19 protein-coding genes are annotated in these 21,511 nt (G+C 69.9%); 3 read left to right on the forward strand and 16 right to left on the reverse strand.

Going from position 1 to position 21,511, the window contains the following annotated elements; all coding sequences use genetic code 11:
• Position 1: 1 nt before the first annotated feature.
• From CSX12_RS10140 to rplU, 6 genes are all read right to left on the reverse strand, one after another.
• A complete protein-coding gene (locus CSX12_RS10140; protein ID WP_017202366.1) occupies positions 2-226 on the reverse strand; it encodes a hypothetical protein in 225 nt (74 codons plus the stop codon).
• A gap of 65 nt (positions 227-291) precedes the next feature.
• A complete protein-coding gene (locus CSX12_RS10145) occupies positions 292-1,545 on the reverse strand; it encodes a glutamate-5-semialdehyde dehydrogenase (RefSeq protein ID WP_124895689.1) in 1,254 nt (417 codons plus the stop codon).
• 9 nt (positions 1,546-1,554) lie between these two features.
• On the reverse strand, positions 1,555-2,340 hold the full coding sequence (gene proB, locus CSX12_RS10150; protein WP_017202368.1) for a glutamate 5-kinase: 786 nt from the start codon (positions 2,338-2,340) through the stop codon (positions 1,555-1,557).
• A complete protein-coding gene (gene obgE / locus CSX12_RS10155; RefSeq protein ID WP_124895690.1) occupies positions 2,337-3,836 on the reverse strand; it encodes a GTPase ObgE in 1,500 nt (499 codons plus the stop codon). The genes proB and obgE overlap by 4 nt, the downstream gene beginning before the upstream one ends.
• 109 nt (positions 3,837-3,945) lie before the next feature.
• The gene (gene rpmA, locus CSX12_RS10160; RefSeq protein ID WP_017202370.1) at positions 3,946-4,203 is read right to left on the reverse strand and encodes a 50S ribosomal protein L27; all 258 of its coding nucleotides are present in this window, start codon (positions 4,201-4,203) and stop codon (positions 3,946-3,948) included.
• A gap of 18 nt (positions 4,204-4,221) precedes the next feature.
• A complete protein-coding gene (gene rplU / locus CSX12_RS10165; protein ID WP_164479560.1) occupies positions 4,222-4,530 on the reverse strand; it encodes a 50S ribosomal protein L21 in 309 nt (102 codons plus the stop codon).
• 236 nt (positions 4,531-4,766) lie between these two features.
• On the opposite strand from rplU, the gene CSX12_RS10170 reads away from it, so the two are divergent.
• A complete protein-coding gene (locus CSX12_RS10170; protein ID WP_017202372.1) occupies positions 4,767-5,033 on the forward strand; it encodes a DUF4031 domain-containing protein in 267 nt (88 codons plus the stop codon).
• On the opposite strand, the gene CSX12_RS10175 is transcribed toward CSX12_RS10170, so the two are convergent.
• Positions 4,998-7,694 carry an Rne/Rng family ribonuclease gene (locus CSX12_RS10175; RefSeq protein ID WP_206427065.1) on the reverse strand — a complete coding sequence of 899 codons (2,697 nt, stop codon included), beginning with the start codon at positions 7,692-7,694 and terminating at the stop codon, positions 4,998-5,000. The two genes, CSX12_RS10170 and CSX12_RS10175, sit on opposite strands and share 36 nt — an antisense overlap.
• Positions 7,695-7,975: 281 nt before the next feature.
• Between CSX12_RS10175 and CSX12_RS10180 the strand changes: the two genes are divergently transcribed.
• The gene (locus CSX12_RS10180; RefSeq protein WP_124895691.1) at positions 7,976-8,593 is read left to right on the forward strand and encodes a vitamin K epoxide reductase family protein; all 618 of its coding nucleotides are present in this window, start codon (positions 7,976-7,978) and stop codon (positions 8,591-8,593) included.
• A gap of 68 nt (positions 8,594-8,661) precedes the next feature.
• Here CSX12_RS10180 and ndk read toward each other — a convergent pair whose 3' ends face one another.
• From ndk to CSX12_RS10210, 5 genes are all read right to left on the reverse strand, one after another.
• Positions 8,662-9,078, reverse strand: coding sequence for a nucleoside-diphosphate kinase (ndk, locus tag CSX12_RS10185; RefSeq protein ID WP_017202376.1), 417 nt, complete (start codon positions 9,076-9,078; stop codon positions 8,662-8,664).
• Between the two features lies 1 nt (position 9,079).
• Entirely contained in the window at positions 9,080-9,493 is a 414-nt protein-coding gene (locus tag CSX12_RS10190; RefSeq protein ID WP_225855822.1) for a DUF4233 domain-containing protein, read from the reverse strand.
• The gene (locus CSX12_RS10195) at positions 9,490-10,842 is read right to left on the reverse strand and encodes a folylpolyglutamate synthase/dihydrofolate synthase family protein (protein WP_124895692.1); all 1,353 of its coding nucleotides are present in this window, start codon (positions 10,840-10,842) and stop codon (positions 9,490-9,492) included. The genes CSX12_RS10190 and CSX12_RS10195 overlap by 4 nt, the downstream gene beginning before the upstream one ends.
• Entirely contained in the window at positions 10,839-14,285 is a 3,447-nt protein-coding gene (gene ileS, locus CSX12_RS10200) for an isoleucine--tRNA ligase (protein ID WP_124895693.1), read from the reverse strand. The genes CSX12_RS10195 and ileS overlap by 4 nt, the downstream gene beginning before the upstream one ends.
• Before the next feature lie 329 nt (positions 14,286-14,614).
• Positions 14,615-15,460, reverse strand: a complete 846-nt coding sequence (locus tag CSX12_RS10210; protein WP_124895694.1) for a type IV toxin-antitoxin system AbiEi family antitoxin domain-containing protein — start codon at positions 15,458-15,460, stop codon at positions 14,615-14,617.
• 423 nt (positions 15,461-15,883) lie between these two features.
• Between CSX12_RS10210 and CSX12_RS10215 the strand changes: the two genes are divergently transcribed.
• Entirely contained in the window at positions 15,884-16,534 is a 651-nt protein-coding gene (locus tag CSX12_RS10215) for a hypothetical protein (RefSeq protein ID WP_017202381.1), read from the forward strand.
• Here the strand turns inward: CSX12_RS10215 and CSX12_RS10220 are convergent.
• The 4 genes from CSX12_RS10220 to CSX12_RS10235 are packed head-to-tail and all read right to left on the reverse strand — an operon-like array spanning position 16,524 to position 21,430.
• Positions 16,524-18,032 carry an ABC transporter ATP-binding protein gene (locus CSX12_RS10220; protein ID WP_124895695.1) on the reverse strand — a complete coding sequence of 503 codons (1,509 nt, stop codon included), beginning with the start codon at positions 18,030-18,032 and terminating at the stop codon, positions 16,524-16,526. The genes CSX12_RS10215 and CSX12_RS10220 overlap by 11 nt on opposite strands.
• Entirely contained in the window at positions 18,029-18,841 is an 813-nt protein-coding gene (locus CSX12_RS10225) for an ABC transporter permease (RefSeq protein ID WP_164479561.1), read from the reverse strand. The genes CSX12_RS10220 and CSX12_RS10225 overlap by 4 nt, the downstream gene beginning before the upstream one ends.
• Positions 18,838-19,785 carry an ABC transporter permease gene (locus tag CSX12_RS10230; RefSeq protein WP_124895696.1) on the reverse strand — a complete coding sequence of 316 codons (948 nt, stop codon included), beginning with the start codon at positions 19,783-19,785 and terminating at the stop codon, positions 18,838-18,840. The genes CSX12_RS10225 and CSX12_RS10230 overlap by 4 nt, the downstream gene beginning before the upstream one ends.
• A 25-nt stretch (positions 19,786-19,810) precedes the next feature.
• Positions 19,811-21,430: an ABC transporter substrate-binding protein gene (locus CSX12_RS10235; RefSeq protein WP_124895697.1), complete on the reverse strand. Its 1,620-nt coding sequence runs from the start codon at positions 21,428-21,430 to the stop codon at positions 19,811-19,813.
• Between the last annotated feature and the right edge of the window lie 81 nt (positions 21,431-21,511).

The raw sequence follows: 21,511 nt of genomic DNA on the forward strand, positions 1-21,511 counted from the left end.
CCTAGTGGCCGTGTCCTGCCTCGTGGCCGTCCTTGCCGTGCCTTGCAGCCCACGCCTCGGCCTTGGCCGAGTGACGGTTGGCGACGTTCTTGTACGAGAAGGTCACCAGCCCGAGGAAGGCGAACACCACCGCGGCGATGGCTCCGAAGATCACCGTTTCGAGCGCGACGTTGCCGTGGTGCTCCGTTTCGGCAGCGGCCATCGCGATCTGTGCGACGAGGTTCATCCTGACTCCGTTTCGTGGCGTGCTGTTCGGGATCCTGTGGGGTACAGCGTCCCCCAGTCTAGCCCTCAGTCGCGCGTCTGCCCTGCCCCACGCGCGAGCCATTTGGTGCTGGTCAGCTCGGAGAGCCCCATCGGTCCTCGAGCATGCAGCTTCTGGGTGGAGATCCCGACCTCGGCACCGAAGCCGAACTCGCCGCCGTCGGTGAATCGCGTCGAGGCGTTGGCCATCACCACGGCCGAGTCGACCTCGGCGAGGAAGCGTTCCGCGTTGCGCGCATCGGTCGTGATGATCGACTCGGTGTGCCCGGTGCTGTAGCGACGGATGTGCTCGAGCGCGTCGTCGAGCGAGTCGACCACTTTCATCGCGACATCGAGGCTCAGGTACTCGGTCTCCCAGTCCTCCTCGGTGGCGGGGATCACCGTGGTCACGAGACCGGCGACGATGTCGTCTCCGTGGATCGCCACGCCCTCGCTCATGAGCGCGCTGGCCACCAGCGGGATGAGGCGCGGGGCGGCCTGACGGTGCACGAGCACCGTCTCCACGGCGTTGCAGACGCTGGGGCGCTGGACCTTCGCGTTGACGACGATGTCGCACGCCCAGTCGTCCGGTGCGGTCTCATCGAGGAAGATGTGCACGTTGCCCGCACCGGTCTCGATCACCGGAACCGTCGATTCGGTGACGACCGTCTCGATCAGGCTCGCGCTCCCCCGCGGCACCAGCACGTCGACCAGTCCTCGGCCGTGCATGAGCGCTCTGGCCCCCTCACGTCCGAAATCGTCGACCGTCTGGATCGCTTCCGGCGTGACGCCGGCAACGGAGAGGGCGTCGCGCATGATCTCGACCAGCACCGTGTTCGAGTCGCGGGCTGCGCTTCCGCCGCGCAGGACGACCGCGTTGCCCGAGCGCAGGGCCAGTGCGGCGATGTCGACGGTGACGTTGGGGCGGGCCTCGTAGATGGCGCCAACCACGCCGAATGGAACGCGCACCTGCTCGAGCGCCACGCCGTTGGGCATCCGATGTCCGCCGACCACCCGGCCGACCGGATCGGGCAGCGCGGCGATCTCACGGACGGCCGCGGCGAGGGCGGCGACCCGCTTGTCGTCGAGTCGCAGACGGTCGATCAGCGAGTCGCCGATCCCCTCTTCACGTCCGCGTTCGATGTCGCGCGCGTTCGCGTCGATGATGCGGGGCGCATCGCGCAGCAGAGCGACCGCGACGGCTTCGAGCGCGCGGACCTTGTCGTCGCTGGTGAGGGACGCCGTGGCGCGGGAGGCCTCTTTGGCGCGCTCGAGGCGCACCTGCGGGGTCTGGTCGGTCATCCGCCCAGTTTAGGAGGTCGCCGGCGCGAACCAGGTTCCGATGTCGGCGCCCGAGAGCGCCCGATCGACCAGGTCGGCGCTCGTGACCAGGACGCCGATTCCCGAGGCCGCCGCGAGCCGCGCAGCGGACACCTTGGTGGCCGCACCCCCGGTGCCGACGCTGTTGACGACCGTCGCGCCGAACTCCAGGCCGCTGAGGTCGGCATCCGGGGCCACGATGTCGATCGGCTCGGCTCCCGGGTCCGTGGGCGGCTTCGTGTACAGCGACTCGATGTCGCTCAGCAGCACCAGTGCATCCGCTTCGATGAGCTGCGCGACGAGCGCGCCGAGACGGTCGTTGTCACCGAAGCGGATCTCCTGCGTCGCGACCGTATCGTTCTCGTTGACGATGGGGAGGGTGCGCAGGCCGAGCAGACGCTCCATCGCCCGGCGGGCGTTCGAGCGCGACGTCGGATTCTCCAGGTCGCCCGTCGTCAGCAGCACCTGTCCCGCGACGATGTCGAACGGCCGCAGCGATTCCTGGTAGCGGTACATCAGGATGTTCTGCCCGACGGCGGCGGCTGCCTGCTGCGTCGCCAGGTCGGTCGGACGCGCATCGAGGCGGAGGAACGGGATGCCGGAGGCGATCGCTCCCGACGACACGAGCACGACCTCCGCACCTCGGGCATGCGCGGCCGCCAGCGCTTCGACGATGAGCGGGATCCGCCACGACGACTCCCCGCTGATCGACGACGAGCCCACCTTCACGACGATGCGGGATGCGGTCGCGAGGTCGGCTCGGGTCCGTGCGGTCACTCGCCGTCCTCGCGGTAGGCGGCCAGACGCTGCTCCTCGACCTCTGCGCGCGCCTGGGCCTTGGCGTCCATCCGCTCGTAGTACTGCTCGCGGCGCTCGGACGTCGTCCGGCGGGCGTTCGGAGCGAGCCGCGGGTCGGTGCCGCGGGGCGCGCTCATCAGCTCGGCGGCCGATGTCATCGTGGGCTCCCAGTCGAAGACGATGCTGTCGCCCTCGCCGATCACGACCGTCGATCCCTGGACCGCGCCGAGACGGAAGAGCTCGTCCTCGACACCGAGCTTCTCGAGACGATCCGCGAGGTACCCGACGGCCTCCTCGTTCTGGAAGTCCGTCTGCTGCACCCAGCGCACCGGCTTGTCACCGAGGATTCGGTAGACGTTGCCGTAGGTTCCACCCTCCACCCGGATGGTGAACTCCTTCTTGGAGCCGCGCGGGCGGATGACGACCCGCTCCGGCGGCGTCTCGACGGCAGCCTCGGCACGGTGCTTCTCGACCAGCTCTCCGAGCGCGAACGTGAGCGGCCGCAGCCCCTCGTGCGAGACCGTGGAGATCTCGAACACGCGGAAGCCGCGGGCCTCCAGTTCGGGCCGGACGAGCTCGGCGAGATCACGGGCCTCCGGGACGTCGACCTTGTTCAGCGCGACGAGCTGCGGGCGCTCCAGCAGCGGCGTCTGCCCCTCGGGGACCTCGTAGGCGCCCAGCTCGGCGAGGATGACGTCAAGGTCGGAGATCGGGTCGCGGCCCGGCTCGAGCGTGGCGCAGTCGAGAACGTGCAGCAGGGCGGAGCAGCGCTCCACATGGCGGAGGAACTCGAGTCCGAGACCGCGTCCCTCGCTGGCGCCCTCGATGAGGCCGGGCACGTCGGCGACGGTGTACCGGAAGTCCCCCACCTGGACCACACCCAGGTTCGGGTGCAGCGTCGTGAACGGGTAGTCCGCGATCTTGGGGCGTGCGGCGGAGATCGCACCGATCAGGCTCGACTTGCCCGCGGAGGGGTAGCCGACGAGCGCGATGTCGGCGACGGTCTTCAGCTCGAGGACGACGTCGCCCTCGTAGCCGGGCGTTCCGAGCAGGGCGAACCCGGGCGCCTTGCGCTTCGGGGTCGCGAGCGCCGCGTTGCCGAGACCGCCCTGACCGCCGGCAGCGACGACGTACCGCTCCCCGGGGACGATCATGTCGACCAGCACCTCGCCGGCGGTGTTCTTCACCACGGTGCCGACCGGCACGGGAAGCTCCAGCGTCTCGCCGAGGAACCCGGACCGGTGGTCACCCATGCCGGGACCGCCGTTGCCGGAGGACCGATGCGGCGAGTGGTGGTACGACAGCAGCGTGCCCGTCTGCGGGTCGGCGACCAGCACGATGTCGCCCCCGTCGCCGCCGTTGCCGCCGTCCGGGCCGCCCAGCGGCTTGAACTTCTCGCGGTGCACGGAGACACAGCCGTTGCCGCCCTTGCCCGCACGCAGGTGCAACGTGACGGTGTCGACGAACGTGACCATGTCTCGGTCTCCTCAGTGGTTCTGGTCTGCCCGTCTCAACGGAGGGCAGATACACGGACGGGGCGGGCCGAAGCCCGCCCCGAACCGGATGTCTGGTGTCGTGCTGAGATCACTCAGCAGCAGCGACGATGTTGACGACCTTGCGGCCGCCCTTCGCGCCGAACTCGACCGCACCCGCGGCCAGAGCGAACAGCGTGTCGTCGCCGCCACGGCCGACGTTGACGCCGGGGTGGAAGTGCGTGCCGCGCTGGCGGACGATGATCTCGCCGGCGAGGACCTGCTGGCCGCCGAAGCGCTTCACGCCGAGGCGCTGTGCGTTGGAGTCACGACCGTTACGGGTGGAGCTTGCGCCCTTTTTGTGTGCCATGTCCTGGTCTCCTCGGTCTTACTTGATGCCGGTGATCTTGACGCGCGTGAGCTCCTGACGGTGGCCCTGGCGCTTCTTGTAACCGGTCTTGTTCTTGTACTTCTGGATGATGATCTTCGGGCCGCGGAGGTTTCCGATGACCTCAGCCGTGACCTTGACCTTCGCCAGGCTGTCGGCGTCGGTGGTCACCGTGGCGCCGTCGACGAGCAGCACAGCGGCAAGCTCGATCTTCTCGCCCTGGGCAGCCTGCACACGGTCGAGCTGAACGATCGTGCCGACCTCGACCTTCTCCTGCCGCCCACCGGCGCGCACTACTGCGTAAACCACTTCATACCTTGTTTCGTTGGGGAGCACGTCGGCTCCGAGAATCTCACGGGAAGACTGTTGCTTGCATGCGTCGCAGGACGACGGGCACGAACGCAAGGCTCTCCGCATCGACCGGCGAGGACGACGCGGCATACGCACCAAGGGACTACTTTACCGGATGAGGCCCGGTGTCGCAAAGCGCGCCACGCCCGAGCCCCGCGCGGCCCGCCGTATCGGAGCGGACGTAGGCTGACGAGGTGACCGTACTCGTCGACGACCCCCTCTGGCCCGCCCACGGACGCCTGTGGGCGCACCTCGTCAGCGACGCGAGCCTGGACGAGCTGCACGCGTTCGCGCGGGCCAACGAGGTGCCGGCTCGGGCTTTCGACCGAGACCACTACGACGTGCCGGAGGAACTCATCCCCCGGCTCATCGCCGGCGGCGCTCAGCATGTCGGCGGCAAGGAGCTCGTCCGCCGACTGATCGCCTCAGGACTCCGGGTCCGCGGTCGCGACCGGCGCTGACGCGTCGTTGTTGACCGCGACGGGCGTCCCGGTGAGCGCGGCCGTCGTCACGCGACGACGCCCTCTGCCCTGACCGGGCGCCTTCGGCTCGGGAAGGGCATCCAGCACCGAATCGAGCAGCTGCTCCGCCGGAGTCTTCGGGCCCTTCCGGTCGCCGCCGCGCTTCTTGCGTGCCTTCTTGGGCCGCTCCGCCGCGGGTGCCTCCGCCGCCGGGGCGTCGAGGGTCTCGGCCTCCGTGGTCCCATCGGCGCTGGGAGCGATCGTCGAGGCGGCGATCTGCGCGAGCGCGGACTTCGCCCCCTCCGTGATGCTGTGGGTGACGTGGGGTGCGGCCGGAGCGCTCTGGCTCTGGCCGTTGGAGCCGCCTCCGCCGTTGCCGCGCTGACGGCGACCGCTCTGGCCGTTGCCTCCGCCGTTTCCACTGCCGTTGGCGCGGTGCTTCACGACCGGGTCGTGGTGCACGATGACGCCACGGCCGGCGCAGACCTCGCACGCCTCGCTGAAGGTCTCCAGCAGGCCGAGTCCGAGCTTCTTCCGCGTCATCTGCACGAGGCCGAGCGAGGTGACCTCGGCGACCTGGTGCTTCGTGCGGTCGCGGCTCAGGCACTCGATCAGGCGCCGCAGCACGAGATCGCGGTTCGACTCGAGGACCATGTCGATGAAGTCGACCACGATGATGCCGCCGATGTCGCGCAGCCGCAGCTGGCGGACGATCTCCTCCGCCGCCTCGAGGTTGTTCTTGGTGACGGTCTCCTCGAGGTTTCCGCCCGAGCCGACGAACTTGCCGGTGTTGACGTCGACGACCGTCATGGCCTCGGTGCGGTCGATCACGAGCGAGCCGCCGGAGGGCAGCCACACCTTGCGGTCGAGAGCCTTCTCGATCTGCTCCGTGATGCGGAACGCGTCGAAGGGATCGGTCTCGTCCTCGTAGGCCTCGACGCGCTCGAGCAGGTCGGGCGCGACGCTCTCCAGGTAGGCGCGGATGGTCTGCTGCGCGTCCTCGCCCTGGATCAGCATCTTCGTGAAGTCCTCGTTGAAGACGTCACGGACGATCTTGACGAGCAGGTCGGGCTCCGCGTGCAGGAGAGCCGGCGCCTGCTGGTTCTCGACCTGCTTCTGGATGTGCTCCCACTGCGAGGTGAGGCGCTGCACGTCGCGGGTCAGCTGGTCCTCGGTCGCCCCCTCGGCGGCAGTGCGGACGATCACGCCGGACGATTCCGGCAGCACCTCCTTGAGGATGCGCTTCAGGCGGGCCCGCTCGTTGTCGGGGAGCTTCCGGCTGATGCCGTTCATCGAGCCGCCCGGCACGTACACCAGGTAGCGGCCGGGGAGCGAGATCTGGCTGGTGAGGCGGGCGCCCTTGTGTCCGACCGGGTCCTTGGTGACCTGCACGAGCACGCGGTCGCCCGGCTTGAGGGCCAGCTCGATGCGACGCGGCTGGTTGCCGGTCTCGACGCCGTCCCAGTCGACCTCGCCGGAGTACAGCACGGCGTTGCGGCCGCGGCCGATGTCGACGAACGCGGCCTCCATGCTCGGCAGGACGTTCTGCACGCGGCCGAGGTAGACGTTGCCGATGAGCGATGCGTCCTGGTTGCGGGCGACGTAGTGCTCGACGAGCACGCCGTCCTCGAGGACGCCGATCTGCGTGCGGCCGTTCTTCGAGCGCACGACCATCTTCCGGTCGACGGACTCGCGGCGCGCGAGGAACTCGGCCTCGGTCACGACCGGGCGACGGCGGCCGGCATCGCGACCGTCGCGGCGGCGCTGCTTCTTGGCCTCGAGCCGCGTCGACCCCTTGATCGCCTTCGGCTCGGTGATGTACTCGACGACACGCTGACGCTGGCGCGGCTCATCGCGCTGGTCATCCCCGTCGGATCCGCCGCGACGGCGGCGTCCACGACGTCCGGAGCCGGTCTCCTCCTGGGGCTGGTCGCGCTCGGCGATCCGGTCGAAGACGCGCTCACGGCCGGGTCGGGCCGGAAGCGGCACGATCTCGGGCGCGTAGAAGTGCAGCTGCGTGGAGACCTGGGAGACGAACACCTCGGGCAGCAGGCCGAGCGACACGGCGGTCACGGCAGCCGGAGTCCCCGGGGCGACCGGCTCCTCCGGCGTCTCCTCGGCGGAGTCCTGCTCGGCAGGGACCTCGTCGCTCGCGGCGTCCTCGGCCGGGCTCTCCTCGGCGGGGGTCTCCTCGGCGGAGTCCTGCTCGGCGGAGGCCTCGTCACTCGCGGCGTTCTCGACGGGCGACGTCCCAGCGGCCGCGGTCGACTCGACGATCGCTTCCGCGACGGCCTCGATATCCGCGTCGGAACCGTCGGCGGCCTCGGGCTCCCCCTCCGCGGCGACAGCCTCGGCGGCGTCGGCGGCGTCAGCCTCGGAGGCCGTCTCGTTCGCGGCGGCGCTGTCATCCGCCGCAGCCTCAGCCGCATCCACGGCGGCGGCGGTCGCGTCGTCGGCGGCCGCAGCCGCGTCATCGGCGGCCGCGTATCCCGCGGCGAGTTCGTCGGCGGCGGCATCCGCGGCGACGTCGGCCGCGTCCTCCTCGGTCGACGACGCGGTGCGGTCGTCCGCGTCGGGAGCGGTGGGCTCCGTCAGCTCTCCCGCGGCGTCAGCCGGGAAGTCGAGGGTAGGGGCGTTGTTGTCATTGTTCTCATCGGCCATCTCTGGCTTACTCCCTGCACGGGACACTCGGTGTCCCGTGAAATCTCATGCGGTACCCGCGGGTTCCGCGAACTCACTCGGTCTGCGACCGGCTCATGGCTCTGATCGCGTGGGGCATAGGACCCCGAAGTCTGCTCGAAGCGTGTCGCGGCAACGCCGTTCATCGCATCACAGGCCATTATCGCACCAAGTGCGGCCGATCGCGGCATCCCGTCACGCGACAGCGTTTTCTCCGGCCGGTTCTCGCCCCATCCATAGCAGTCGCTGGGATAATCCACGGTATGAGCGAGCAGCGCACCCGCCCCGTCGTCTACGCCGTCTGGCTGATCATCGCCAGCGTGATCGGGTGGTTCGCCGCCTTCCAGCTCACGGTCGAGAAGTTCGTGCTCGCGGCCAATCCCGACGCCGTCCTGAGCTGCAATGTCAGCGTGATGATCCAGTGCGGGAAGAACCTCGACTCGTGGCAGGGAGAGGTCTTCGGCTTCCCGAACCCGATCCTCGGTATCGCCGGATGGATGGCGCCCCTCTTCGTCGGCGTCGCACTGCTCGCCGGATCACGGTTCCCCCGGTGGTTCTGGCTGACCTTCGGCGCCGGCGTGACCTTCGCGTTCGGCCTCGTCTGCTGGCTGATCTGGCAGAGCATCTACGCCCCCAACCTCGGCGTGCTCTGCCCGTGGTGCATGCTCACCTGGTCCGTAACCATCCCGACCTTCTTCGCCACCATGCTGCACCTGACTCGAAACGGCAGTTTCACCAGCAACGAGAAGGTGCAGGAGCGCGCGAATCGGCTGATGGCCTGGGTCCCGCTCGCCACGATCCTCGCGTACGCCGTCGTGATCCTCCTCGCTCAGCTGCGCGGCCTCGACCTCCTCGGCGAGGTCATCGGCATGATCTTCTGAGGCCGCAGCACGGAAAGAGCCCGTCCACCGAGATTCGGCGGACGGGTTCTGCGCATGTGGACGGGTTCTCAGTCGAACCAGATGCCCAGTTCGCGCGCGGCCGACTCGGGGCTGTCCGAGCCGTGCACCAGGTTCTGCTGCACCTTGAGCCCCCAGTCCCTGCCGAAGTCGCCGCGGATCGTGCCCGGCGCGGCGGTCGTGGGATCGGTCGTACCGGCGAGAGAGCGGAAACCCTCGATGACGCGGTTGCCCGCCAGGCGGATGGCGACGGACGGGCCGGAGAGCATGAACTCGATCAGCGGCTCGTAGAACGGCTTGCCCTCGTGCTCGGCGTAGTGGGCGGCGAGCAGGTCGCGGTCGGGCTCGACGAGGCGGATGTCGACGAGCGCGTACCCCTTCGCCTCGATGCGGGCGAGGATCGTGCCGGTGAGGCCGCGGGCGACGCCGTCGGGCTTGACGAGGACGAGGGTTTCTTCGGTGGCCATGTCATTCGCTCTCTGTCTGAGTCGTGGTCGTGGGCTCGACCGGGCGTCGTGCGTCCAATCGGGCCCCTCCGATGGTCGCATACGCCCACATGCCGCCGAAAATCAGGACGACGAGCAGGATCGCCGGAACGAAGAACGCCGACAGCGCGACGGCGGCCTGGACGACCCATCCGGCGGTGATGGCCCAGGGCTTCGTGATCATGCCGGCGATGGCGATGCACGCGAGCGCCAGCACGGCACCCCCCACGATCGCCCACCACTGCTCGATCCCGGCGGGAAGCTGCCGGAGGCCGAAGATGGTCAGCCCGACCAGGAAGACCACGATCGCCTCGAAGCCGAGGACGACCGGCGCCAGCTTCTGCACCAGGGTGCGCGGCGGCCTCGGCCGACGTCCGGACGCTGCGGGAGCGGTCATGCGCGCCACCCCGACTTCCAGTCCTCTTCCTCCGACAGGGCGATCGCCTCCCCGGCGAGGACCACGGACCCCGCGATGACGACGGCGCGACGGTCGGACGCGGCGGCCCATTCGCGGGCGGCATCGGCGGCCTCGGCCAGAGAGGGGTGGACGGTCGCCCGCTGTCCGGACTGCTCGACGAGGTCGGCGATCGCGTCGGCGTCGCTCGCCCTGTCCGAGTCGGGCGCCGTGGCGAACACGTGCGCCGCCGCAGGAGCGAGTTCCGCGACGATGCCGGCGGCGTCCTTGTCGGCGAGCACGCCGAGCACCAGACCCCACTCGTCGAAGTCGAAGCTGTCGTCGAGGGCCTGGGCGAGCGCCTTCGCGCCGTGCGGGTTGTGCGCCGCGTCGACGATCACGGTCGGAGCGATGCCGATCAACTGCAGCCGTCCCGGCGAGGTGCTCTCCTGCAGACCCGCCGTCACGATGTCGGCGGCGATCTGCTGCGTGGCACCGCCGATGAGCGACTCCACCGCGGCCACCGCCAGAGCGGCGTTGTGCCCCTGATGAGCGCCGTAGAGCGGGAGGTACTCCTCCGAGTACTCCCCCGCCAGACCACGGACGGTGAGCAGCTGACCGCCGACCGCGAGCTTCTGCTCGGTCAGGCCGAACTCCTCGCCCTCGAACGCGATGGTCGCGTGCCGCTCCGCCGCGACACGGCGCAGCACCTCCGCCGCCTCGGCGGGCTGCTGGGCAGAGACGACCGCAGCGCCCTCCTTGATGATGCCGGCCTTGACCTGCGCGATCTCCGCGATGGTGTCGCCCAGACGATCCGCGTGGTCGATGTCGATCGGGGCGAACACGGCCACGTCGCCGTCGGCGGTGTTCGTCGAGTCCCACTCGCCGCCCATGCCGACCTCGAGGACGAGCACATCCACGGGCGCATCGGCGACCGCCACGAACGCGAGCACGGTCAGCAGCTCGAAGAACGTCAGCGGTGCCTCGCCCGCTGCCTCCAGCTCGGCGTCCACGAGACCCACGAACGGCTCGATCTCGTCCCAGGCGTCGGCGACGGCGTCATCCGCGATGGGCTCCCCGTCGATCATGATGCGTTCGGTGAAGCGCTCAAGGTGCGGGCTCGTGAACAGGCCGGTGCGCAGATCGTGCGCGCGCAGCAGGCTCTCGATCATGCGCGCCGTCGAGGTCTTCCCGTTGGTGCCCGTGATGTGGATCACGCGGTAGGTGCGCTGCGGGTCGTCGAGGTACTCCAGGATCCGCGCGGTGCGCTCCTTACGCGGCTGGACCCACCGCTCCCCTGCGCGGCTCAGGAGCGTCTCGTAGACGGCGTCCGCCTGATCTCTCGCGCTCATGCGCCCACCCTCTCCAGGTTCGTGTCGATCGTGACGACGATCGGCGCCTTGGCCGCGCCGAGAGCCCTGGCCCCGCTGCGGTGCACGCCGTCACCAGGGCTCGTGACCTCGTCGACGAGACGATCCAGCTCGTCGGTCGGCTGCACAGCGAACGCCACCGCGAGCGTCTCGGCCGCGATGAGGGCGGCATGCGCCTCCAGCGCCTCCGCCTCCTCCGGGGACGCGTTGAGCGCCAGGACGATCCGGTCGCTCACCTCGAGCCCGGCGTTCTTTCGTGCTTCCTGCACCACGCGGATCGCATCACGCGCGACGCCCTCGGCCTCCAGCTCCGGCGTCGTGTCGGTGTCCAACAGGACGAAGCCGCCGGACGGCACGATCGCGAGCGCCTCTCCCGCCGGGCGACCGGTGGTCTCCAGCACGAGTTCGTACTCGGCGGGCTCCAGAGCGATGCCCCCTGCCGTCACCACGCCGTCGACCTCCGACCAGTCTCCGGAGCGCGCGGCCTGGATGGCCTTCTGCACCTCCTTGCCGAGACGCGGTCCCGCAGCGCGGGCGTTGACGCTGAGGCGATGGCTGATGCCGTACTCCCCCGCCGCCTTCTCGCTCAGCGCGACGAGCTCCACGGACTTCACGTTCAGCTCCTCGCGGAGGATGTCCTCGAACTGACCGAGCCCCGCAGCCAGCGGCGAGACCACCGTGAGGCGGGCGAGCGGAAGCCGCACCCGCAGCTTCTCCTTCTTGCGCAGCGCGTTGCCCACGCTCGACAGCTCGCGCACGGCGTCCATCGCATCGCGGATGTCGTCCGCTGCGGGGAACCGCTCCGCGTCCGGCCAGTCCTGCAGGTGCACACTGCGGCCGCCCGTGAGCCCCTGCCAGACACGCTCGCTGATGAGCGGCACCAGCGGTGCGGCGACGCGCGTGAGCGTCTCGAGCACCGTGTAGAGCGTGTCGAAGGCCTCACGGCTCTTCGGGTCGTCCGTGACTCCCACCCAGAACCGATCGCGGGACCGACGGATGTACCAGTTCGTCAGCACCTCGACGAAGTCGCGAAGCCGCGCGGACGCCGTGGTCGAGTCCAGTCCCTCGAGGTCGGCGCGCACCTCGCGGACGAGGTCGCCGAGCCGCGCCAGGATGTACCGATCGAGCACGTCGGTGGAGTCGGTGCGCCACGAGGCCTCGTACCCGCCTCCCTGGGTTGCTGAGCCTGCTCCTCCCTGGGTTGCTGAGCCTGTCGAAGCATTCGCGTACGTCGCGAAGAAGTACCACGAGCTCCACAGCGGCAGCAGGAACTCGCGCACGCCCGATCGGATGCCCTCCTCGGTGACGATGAGGTTGCCGCCGCGGAGAACCGCGCTCGACATGAGGAACCAGCGCATCGCATCGGAGCCGTCGCGATCGAGCACCTCCGAGACATCCGGGTAGTTGCGCAGCGACTTCGACATCTTGTAGCCGTCGCTGCCGAGGACGATGCCGTGGCAGCTGACACCCGTGAACGCCGGGCGATCGAACAGCGCGGTCGACAGCACGTGCATGACGTAGAACCAGCCACGGGTCTGGCCGATGTACTCGACGATGAAGTCCGCGGGCGAGTGCGAGTCGAACCACTCCTGGTTCTCGAACGGGTAATGCACCTGGGCGTACGGCATCGAGCCCGAGTCGAACCACACGTCGAAGACGTCCTCGATCCGGCGCATGGTGCTCTTGCCCGTGGGGTCGTCGGGGTTCGGCCGGGTGAGATCGTCGATGTACGGGCGGTGCAGGTCGACCTCGCCCTCGGGGTTGCGCGGGAGCGTGCCGAAGTCGCGCTCCAGCTCCTCCAGCGAGCCGTAGGTGTCGACGCGCGGGTACTCGGGGTCGTCGCTCTTCCAGACGGGGATCGGCGATCCCCAGTAGCGGTTGCGGCTGATCGACCAGTCGCGCGCGCCTTCGAGCCACTTGCCGAACTGTCCGTGCTTGACGTTCTCCGGCACCCAGGTGATCTGCTCGTTGTTCGCGAGCATGTCGTCCTTGATGTCCGTCACGCGGATGAACCAGCTCGACACGGCCTTGTAGATCAGGGGGTTCCGGCACCGCCAGCAGTGCGGGTACGAGTGCTCGTAGCTCTGCAGCCGCACCAGTCGGCCGTTGTCGCGGATGATCCGCACGAGCGGGGTGTTCGCATCCATCCACAGCTCGCCAGCGACGTCCGTGACGTTCAGGAGGAAGCGGCCGCCGTCGTCGAGGGACAGGATCGTCGGGATGCCGGCCGCGCCGGCGACCCGCTGGTCGTCCTCACCGTAGGCGGGTGCCTGGTGGACGATGCCGGTGCCGTCGGTGGTGGTGACGTAGTCGTCGACGAGGATGCGCCAGGCGTTCCCGGTGCCGTAGGTCTCCTCATCCGCGTAGTAGTCGAACAGGCGATCGTAGGTCACGTCGGCCAGCTCCGCGCCGCGGAGCGTGGCGTCGACCGCGGCGAGCGCATCCTCCGGGCGCTCGTAGCCGAGGTCCTTGGCGTATCCGCCGAGCAGGTCCTTCGCCAGCAGGTAGCGGTGGGCGGAGGCCTCGACGGCGATCTGATCGGCCGACGGAGCGGCGCGGCCCTGGTGCACATCCGAGGCCCCGGCGGGACCGGCCGGCAGCACGACGTATTCGATCTCCGGGCCCACGGCGAGCGCGAGGTTGGTCGGCAGGGTCCAGGGCGTGGTCGTCCAGGCGAGAGCACGCACCCCGGTGAGGCCGAGAGCTTCGGCCTTGGCGCCGGTGAGCGGGAAGGTCACCGTGACCGACGGGTCCTGTCGCATCTGGTACACGTCGTCGTCCATGCGCAGCTCGTGCGCGGACAGGGGCGTCTCGTCGCGCCAGCAGTACGGCAGGACGCGGTAGCCCTCGTAGGCGAGGCCCTTGTCGTACAGGGTCTTGAACGCCCAGAGCACGCTCTCCATGTACCCGAGGTCGAGCGTCTTGTAGCCGCGCTCGAAGTCGACCCAGCGGGCCTGGCGGGTGACGTAGTCCTCCCACTCGTGCGTGTACTTCAGGACCGAGGAGCGCGCCTTCTCGTTGAAGACGTCGATCCCCATCTCCTCGATCTCGCTCTTCTCGGTGATCCCGAGCTGCTTCATCGCCTCGAGCTCGGCGGGCAGCCCGTGGGTGTCCCATCCGAAGACGCGGTCGACCTTGTGCCCGATCATGGTCTGGAAGCGCGGGAACACGTCCTTCGCGTAACCGGTGAGCAGGTGGCCGTAGTGCGGCAGGCCGTTCGCGAACGGAGGGCCGTCGTAGAACACCCACTCGGGTGCGCCCTCGCGCTGCTCGATGGAGGCGCGGAACGTGTCGTCGGTCTTCCAGAAGTCGAGCACCTCCTCCTCGATCTGCGGGAAGCGGGGGCTCGGCGCCACGGACCCCTGGGTCCCTGAGCTGGTCGAAGGGTCGGCGGCGGGGCCGAAGGAGGAGCGCGGGTAGGTCATGGTCTCTCGCAGTGGTCGTCGTGGCGGATGCTGCTGCGAGGACGATCCTCGCGGACCGCGGTACCACCTCGCGTGCCCCTGCGCCCCTTCGACAAGCTCGGGGACCCACGGACCACTCTCACTGCGGCTGTGACGGGCCTGCCCCGCTCGGTTCTACTGAGCCCGTCTCCGGACCGTTCTTCCGAGAGCTCCCCGGTGATGGCCGGATCGATGCTCGTACGGCCATTGTACGCGCGCTGTCGGGGCCTGCTCCCCTCCGCCCGTCGCAGATTCCCTTCGACGTCGCACGCTCGGCGGAGATTGCTGCGACCGCAAGGGGATCTGCGACGTCACGCCGGCCGGGCCCGATGCAGTCCCTGCGCCACCGCGTGCATGATCTGGTCCTGCACGACGTGCCACTCGTTCATGACCTGGTGGTAGCCGACGCGGATGACGTGGTAGCCCCGCAGCTTCAGTTCCGCATCGTGGCGGATGTCCTCCGCGCGCTGCGCTCCGACGTGCGTCGCGCCATCGATCTGCAGCACCAGCCGCTCCCCGATCTGCGCATCCACGCGGTGACCGGCGATCCAGATCTGGAAGTACAACGGCAGCCGAAGCCAGCGCAGTCTCGTCCGCAGATACGTCTCCAGTCCCGCATCCGCGAACGGCAGCGCCTCGGCCAGCAGCCGCCGCGCGGCCGGCCCCCACGGCAGCCCGGTCAGCCTTTGGCGGTCCACCAGACCGTGGTTGAACGCCGACTCCCAGGTCGCCAGCGCCTGCTCGTGGGGCTCGCATGTCGCCACCATGCTCAACACGTTCTCGATCGGATCCTCCAGGCTGTCGGGATGCCGCGGCACGAGCGGATGCGCCCAGTGCACGCGGGCGTCATCCGGCTTGCCCCCTCGACTTCCGGGAGCCGCTCCGAGATGCAGGGCGGGCTTCTCGTCGTGCACCCACAGTCCGAGGCGACGCGCCTGCGTCAGGCACGTCAGCACGACACCGTGCCGCGCGGCGAGGATCCGCAGCGGATCCGCGTCCGGAAGGGCGACCCATCCGACCCGCACCCGCCGCAGCCATCCCTCGCGCACGGCCATCTCGATGTCGTACCGGCTGACTCCCCGGTCCCGCAGACGCTCCACACGCGCGACGCCGCCGACCTCCCGCACAGCCCGCACCAGTCGATCCCGTCTCATCATCCGCATCCCCCGATGCTGACAGCGCTCCCCTCCGTTGCCGTGTCCGGGCACCAGTCGCTGTGCACAGCTCGCAATCAGCCCGCCCTGTGCAGCCCCAGTCCCCCACCCATCCACGGTCCGGCGCGGCCCCGCGCCGCGTCGCAGATTCGGCACCACGTCGCACGGAATCCGCGAAACCACGCGACCTCCCCGCGAAACTGCGACCGCACGCCAGAACTGCGACCTCGTGCGAAGCCCTGCGCCGCGTCGCAGAATCGGCACCACGTCGCACGGAATCCCGGAAATCCACACGACCTCCTCGCGAAACTGCGACCGCACGCCAGGACCGCGACCTCGTGCGGATCTGCGAACTCGTGCGGAACTGCGGCCTCGTGCGGGACGCACGGGGCCGGGGGTGTCGGGGGGACGGCATAGTCTCGAGGGATGCCGCGCACTCCCGAATCGCCCGCCGCTCCCCGCGTCTCCGCTCCGGATCTGCCGCCCGTGCTGGAGCCCGCGGCACCGGGCCGGCGCTCCGACGTGTTCGCGGCACGGCTCGACCTCGCCGGCACGGTCGACCTGGGCTACTCGACGCTCGAGCAGTGCGTCGTCGCCGCCGACGCGGATGCCGTCGACCTGACCGGCGGGACCGTCGTCGACGTCGACCTGTCCGGCGTGCGCATCGCCTCGCTCCGGATGCGGGATGCCGGAGTGCGCCGAGTGCGGATCCGCGGGGGCCGGATCGGCACACTCGACCTCAGCCAGGCGAGCGTCGCAGAACTCGAACTGCGTGAGGTGCGGATCGACTACCTCAACCTGGGGGCGGCGAAGGTCACGGACCTGGAGGTCATCGGCTGCACGATCCGCACGATCGACCTGCCTCAGGCGGAGCTCACGCGGGTACGGTTCGCCGACACCTCGAGCGACGAGATCGACACGCGCGGCATGCGGGCGAAGGACCTCGACCTCCGCGGCCTGGACGCACTGAGCTACCTCGACGCCAACAGCCTGCGCGGGGCCACGCTCACCTCGTTCCAGGTGCAGCAGCTGGCTCCGGTCATCGCCGCCGGCATCGGCATCCAGGTCAAGGACTGACGGGGCCGCTCGCCGCCAGGAGCTCGCGCGTGAACGGGTGCCGGGGAGACGCGAACACCGCGGCCGTCGTCCCCTGTTCGACGATCCGGCCGTCCTGCATCACGAGCACCTCGTCGGCGACGGCGCCGACCACGTCGAGGTCGTGGGAGACGAGGATCATCGTCAGCCGACGCTCTTCCTGCAGCCGGGCGAGCAGGCGCAGCACACGCTCCCTGACCGAGGGGTCGAGTGCGGAGACGGGCTCGTCGAGCACGAGCACCTCGGGGTCCGCAGCCAGCGCCCTGGCGATCGCCGCCCGCTGACGCTGCCCGCCGGACAGGGCGCGCGGCCGACGGTCCGCCAGCTCCGGAGCGAGGCCGACCTCGGCCAGCAGCTCCGTCACCCGTGCCGCCCGCCGTGCGCGGGGCACGCCGCCCGCCTCGAGGCCCTCCCGCAGCGAGCGGCCGATGGTCCATCGCGGGTCGAACGCGCCGAGCGGGTTCTGGTGCACGAGCTGCACCCGCCGGGCGCCGGTCCAGCGGAGGGTCCCGGTGTCGGGGGCGTCGATCCCCACGATCATGCGGGCGAGCGTGGTCTTGCCCGAACCGGACTCCCCCACGATCCCGAGCGTCTGCCCGTCCTTGACCGTGAACGAGGCGTCGACCACGGCGGGCACGGCGTCGAAGCTCCGGGAGACCCTGTCCGCCTCCAGCACGGCGGCCGACTCGACCGGTGCTGCGGCGCGGGGCTCGTGGCTGGTCGCGGCGATGAGCTGCCTGGTGTATTCGTGCCGCGGGTTCTCCAGCACCTCGGAGACGGGTCCCGACTCCACCACGACACCCGCACGCATCACCAGGACGCGATCGGCGAGCCGGCGCACGGCGGCGAAGTCGTGACTGATGAACACCAGCGCGGTGCCCGCATCCGTGATCTCGCGCAGCAGTCCCAGGATCCGCGCCTGCACGGTCGCATCGAGTGCGGTCGTGGGCTCATCCGCCACGAGCACGGCGGGGTCGGCGGCGAGCGCGGACGCGATCAGCGCCCGCTGGCGCAGGCCGCCGGAGAGCTCGTGCGGATGCTGCCGCGCGCGACGAGACGGGTCGGGCATCCACACCCGCTCCAGGAGCTCACGGACGCGTGCGCCTCGAGCCGCCCTCCCCCGGGCGATCCCGTGCAGCTGCAGCGGCTCCGCGACCTCGGCGCCGATCCGACGCAGCGGATCGAGAGAGACCAGGGCGTCCTGGGACACGAGTCCGATCCGCGCTCCGCGGAGTCCGCGCCAGGCACGCTCGGACAGCGCCACCGCATCCCTCCCGTCGATGACGAGCCGCTCGACGGCGACGCCGGCGTCCGCCGGTGTCAGCCCGAGCAGCGCCCTGGCCGTGAGCGACTTGCCCGCTCCGGACTCCCCGACGATCGCGACGCACTCGCCACGCTCGACGGCGAACGACACGCCGTCCACGACCGGGACCCCGCCGAACGCGATCCGCAGCCCTCGCACCTCCAGGGCGGCGCTCATGTCGTGCTCCCGTCGGCGCGGGCGCGCAGGATCCGTCCGACCACGGTCGCCGACACCACCGTGAGGGTGATCGCGACGCCGGGGAACACCGAGATCCACCACGCCTGCCCGAGCACGTTGCGACCGCCGGCCAGCATCAGACCCCACTCGGGGGTCGGCTCGGAGGGACCGAGCCCGAGGAAGCTGAGTCCCGCCGCGGCGAGGATGCTCGAGCCGATGCCGATCGTCGCGAGCACGCTGAGCGCACCGAGCACACCGGGGACGACGTGCCGCATGAACGCGCGCACGCGCGGCACCCCGAGGATCCGCGCCGCTTCGACGTGCTCCGCGACCCGCAGCGTCTGCGTCTGAACCCTCGCGAGGCGGATGTACACGGGCACGGCGGCGAGGGTCACCGCGATCGCGATGTTCACCGGTCCCGGTCCGAGGACCGCGATGACCACGAGCGCGACGAGGAACTCCGGGAAGGCCATCAGCACGTCGTTGACCCGCATCACCGCGGTGTCGACGCCCCGTGGTGCGCTGCCGGCGAGAGCGCCGACGACGAGGCCGACAGCGAGGGCGATCCCGGTGGCGAGCAGTCCGATGCCGACCGATCTTCCTGCGCCGTGCACGACGCGGGAGTACACGTCTCTTCCGCTCTGATCGGTGCCGAACAGGTGCTCGGGGCTCGGCGGGAGCAGTGCCGAGCGCACGTCGGTCTGGAGCGGATCCGCCGCAGCCAGCAGACCGGGCCACACGGCGGCGACGGCGATCACGGCGAGGACCGCGATGGCCGCGCCCATCAGCACGCGCTGTGCGGCTCTCATCGGACACCGCCGCCGCGGGCGAGGCGCACCCGCGGGTCGATCAGCGGATGCACGAGCTCGACGACGAGGTTCACCGCGACGAACACGAGCGCGCTGAACAGGATGATCCCCGTGATCACGGGCAGGTCGCGGTCGCTGATCGCGGCGAGCGTCACCCTGCCGAGGCCGGGACGGGCGAAGACCGTCTCCACGAGCACCGCTCCTCCGAGCACGGAGCCGGTCAGGTATGCGGCGAGCGTCACGGCCGACGCCGCGCCGTGGCGCAGCCCGTGCCGCAGCGTGAACCACGACGGGCTCGCTCCACGCGCACGCACCGTCTCGGCGAACGGCATCCGCTCCGCCTGCGTGAGTCCATCGCGCAGCACCTGGCTGAGCAGCGCGGCGACCGGAAGCGCGAGGGTGATCGCCGGCAGCACCAGCGTCGCGGGATTCCGGGCCCCCGACACCGGGAACCAGCCGAGGCCGAAGGCGAACACGCTCAGCAGGACCAGTCCGATCCAGAACACGGGCGAGGACAGTACGACGAGCTCCACACCGGCGGCGACCGCCCGTCCCGTGCGTCCTCGGACGAACACCGCGACGGCGAGCGCGAGCACGACCGCGATCAGCAGGGCCAGGAGGGAGAGCTGCACGGTGGCCCCGAGCTGTCTGCCGATCACCTCGGCCACCGGCATCCGCAGCTGATACGACTCGCCGAGATCGCCGCGGGCGAGCTGTCCGATGAACACCGCGTACTGCTCCAGCGGTGGTCGGTCCAGACCCAGATCGGCTCTGATACCGTCCTTCACGGCGTCGCTCACCTGAGCCAGCGGTCCCAGCATCACCGACACCGGATCGCCCGGAATGACCCGGAAGGCGAGGAATGCGACCGTCGCCGCACCCCACAGGACGATCACGACCGAGGCGACGAGGCCGGCGACGCGGACGAGAGCAGCCTTCACCACTCGTGCCCTCCGCTCAGCCGACGGATCAGCCGACGGTCACATCGTAGAACAGGGGTCGACCGTACAGGTCGTACTCGAGTCCTTCGACGCGCTCGCCGACCGCGGTGATCGCCGACGGCGTGTAGAGCGGCACGATCGCCGTGTAGGTCGCGTTCCACTCCTGCAGCTGCGTGTAGAGCGCGTTGCGCTCCTCCTGGTCGCTGCTCGCGACGGCCTGCTCCAGGAGCGCGTCGATGGTCGGGTCGCTCACCTGCGAGGCGTTCTGGAAGCCGTCGGTGTGCAGGTGGTTGCGCAGGAAGTCCGCGTCCACCCCGGAGAAGCCCCAGTCCGTGAGGTCGAACGTCTTCGGCTCGTACTGCTCGTTGTACGCCCCGGGTTCGAGGACCTCGCGCTTCACCTCGAAGCCGATCCCCTTGAGGTCCGACTGGATGGCGTTCGCGAGTGCCGCACGGTCGTCGGGGACGGGCGTCCAGGCGATCCAGCGCACCGAGAGGCGCTCGCCGTCCTTCATCCGGATCCCGTCGGCGTCGCGCTCGGTCCAGCCGGCCTCATCGAGGAGCGCATTGGCAGCGTCCTGATCGAACGGCCAGCTGTCCTCGAGGGAGGCGTCGTACCCGGGGGTCGTCGATCCGAGGATGCTCCACGCGCGCGGGAACTGTCCGAAGTAGATCTCCTCCACGGCTGCGTCGATGTCGATGCCTCGCGCGAACGCCTGGCGCACCTTCTCGTCGGCGAACACCCCGTACTTCTCGTTCAGGTACAGCGAGTACGGCAGTCCGGGGTACTCGATGGAATCGACCGTGATCCCGTCGCCGAGGTCCTTGCCGAGGTTCGGCGGGATGTTGCTGGCGAGGTCGGCCTCGCCGCTCTGCACCACGCCCGTGCGCACGGACGCCTCGGGCTGGATCTCGACGCGCAGGGTCTCGATCGCCGGCGCCTTCTCGTCGTGCGGCCCCCAGGCGTAGTCGTCGTTGCGCGTGTAGACGATCTCCTGGTCGGGCGTGTACTCGGTCAGCTCGAAGGGACCGGTGCCCACCGTGATGCCGGGACCGCCCGCCTTCAGCTGGTCCGCCGACTCCTCGAGCACGGCCGGAGAGTAGAAGCCGAGCTGGGGCGTGCTCGCGGCCTGCAGGAACGGGGCGTACGGCTGGCTGAAGGTCACCTTCACCGTGTGGTCGTCGACGACCTCGGTGCCCTCGTAGAAATCGCCGCCGAGCATGCTGGCCGCCTGCTTCGAGGCGGTCGCCGGATCGACGATGCGATCGAAGTTCGCCTTGACCGCAGCGGCATCGAACTTCTCCCCGTCGGTGAAGGTCACGTCATCACGCAGCGTGAAGGTGTACTCCGTGCTGTCCGGAGAGACGTCCCAGTCCGTCGCGAGCCAGGGCGAGAAGGTGCCGTCCGCCTCCTGGAACACGAGCGAGTCGAGCACGGCCCGCTGCACCATGCCCGAGACGTCGAGCTGGCTGACCTGCGGGTCCATGTGCCCGGCGGCGAGGTTGGCGCCCTCGATCGACCACACGAGCTCGCCGCCTCCGTCACCGTCGCCGTTCGAGGAGGGCGCAGCGCAGGCGCTGAGCACCAGGGCGCTGGCGGCGGCGAGCGCGGCGAAGGGCAGGAGACGACGCACGGGGGTTGCGGGCATGACGATTCCTCAGAAAAGCGGTCGGGATACCTCCAGTCTAGGGCGATTTCTTGGACGGGGTCGAAAAGCGACGACGCTCCC

The sequence above is a fragment of the Microbacterium sp. Y-01 genome (genome assembly GCF_003856715.1).
Classification (GTDB): Bacteria; Actinomycetota; Actinomycetes; order Actinomycetales; family Microbacteriaceae; genus Microbacterium; species Microbacterium algeriense.

Bases quoted from the DNA above. Each gene is read 5' to 3' on its own strand.
- CSX12_RS10210 (WP_124895694.1), bottom strand. From the start codon at position 15,460: ATGATGAGACGGGATCGACTGGTGCGGGCTGTGCGGGAGGTCGGCGGC.
- CSX12_RS10140 (WP_017202366.1), bottom strand. From the start codon at position 226: ATGAACCTCGTCGCACAGATCGCGATGGCCGCTGCCGAAACGGAGCAC.
- CSX12_RS10175 (WP_206427065.1), bottom strand. From the start codon at position 7,694: ATGGCCGATGAGAACAATGACAACAACGCCCCTACCCTCGACTTCCCG.
- rpmA (WP_017202370.1), bottom strand. From the start codon at position 4,203: ATGGCACACAAAAAGGGCGCAAGCTCCACCCGTAACGGTCGTGACTCC.
- CSX12_RS10215 (WP_017202381.1), top strand. From the start codon at position 15,884: ATGCCGCGCACTCCCGAATCGCCCGCCGCTCCCCGCGTCTCCGCTCCG.
- CSX12_RS10180 (WP_124895691.1), top strand. From the start codon at position 7,976: ATGAGCGAGCAGCGCACCCGCCCCGTCGTCTACGCCGTCTGGCTGATC.
- CSX12_RS10145 (WP_124895689.1), bottom strand. From the start codon at position 1,545: ATGACCGACCAGACCCCGCAGGTGCGCCTCGAGCGCGCCAAAGAGGCC.
- ileS (WP_124895693.1), bottom strand. From the start codon at position 14,285: ATGACCTACCCGCGCTCCTCCTTCGGCCCCGCCGCCGACCCTTCGACC.
- CSX12_RS10220 (WP_124895695.1), bottom strand. From the start codon at position 18,032: ATGAGCGCCGCCCTGGAGGTGCGAGGGCTGCGGATCGCGTTCGGCGGG.
- CSX12_RS10235 (WP_124895697.1), bottom strand. From the start codon at position 21,430: ATGCCCGCAACCCCCGTGCGTCGTCTCCTGCCCTTCGCCGCGCTCGCC.
- CSX12_RS10190 (WP_225855822.1), bottom strand. From the start codon at position 9,493: ATGACCGCTCCCGCAGCGTCCGGACGTCGGCCGAGGCCGCCGCGCACC.
- obgE (WP_124895690.1), bottom strand. From the start codon at position 3,836: ATGGTCACGTTCGTCGACACCGTCACGTTGCACCTGCGTGCGGGCAAG.
- ndk (WP_017202376.1), bottom strand. From the start codon at position 9,078: ATGGCCACCGAAGAAACCCTCGTCCTCGTCAAGCCCGACGGCGTCGCC.
- CSX12_RS10195 (WP_124895692.1), bottom strand. From the start codon at position 10,842: ATGAGCGCGAGAGATCAGGCGGACGCCGTCTACGAGACGCTCCTGAGC.
- CSX12_RS10225 (WP_164479561.1), bottom strand. From the start codon at position 18,841: ATGAGAGCCGCACAGCGCGTGCTGATGGGCGCGGCCATCGCGGTCCTC.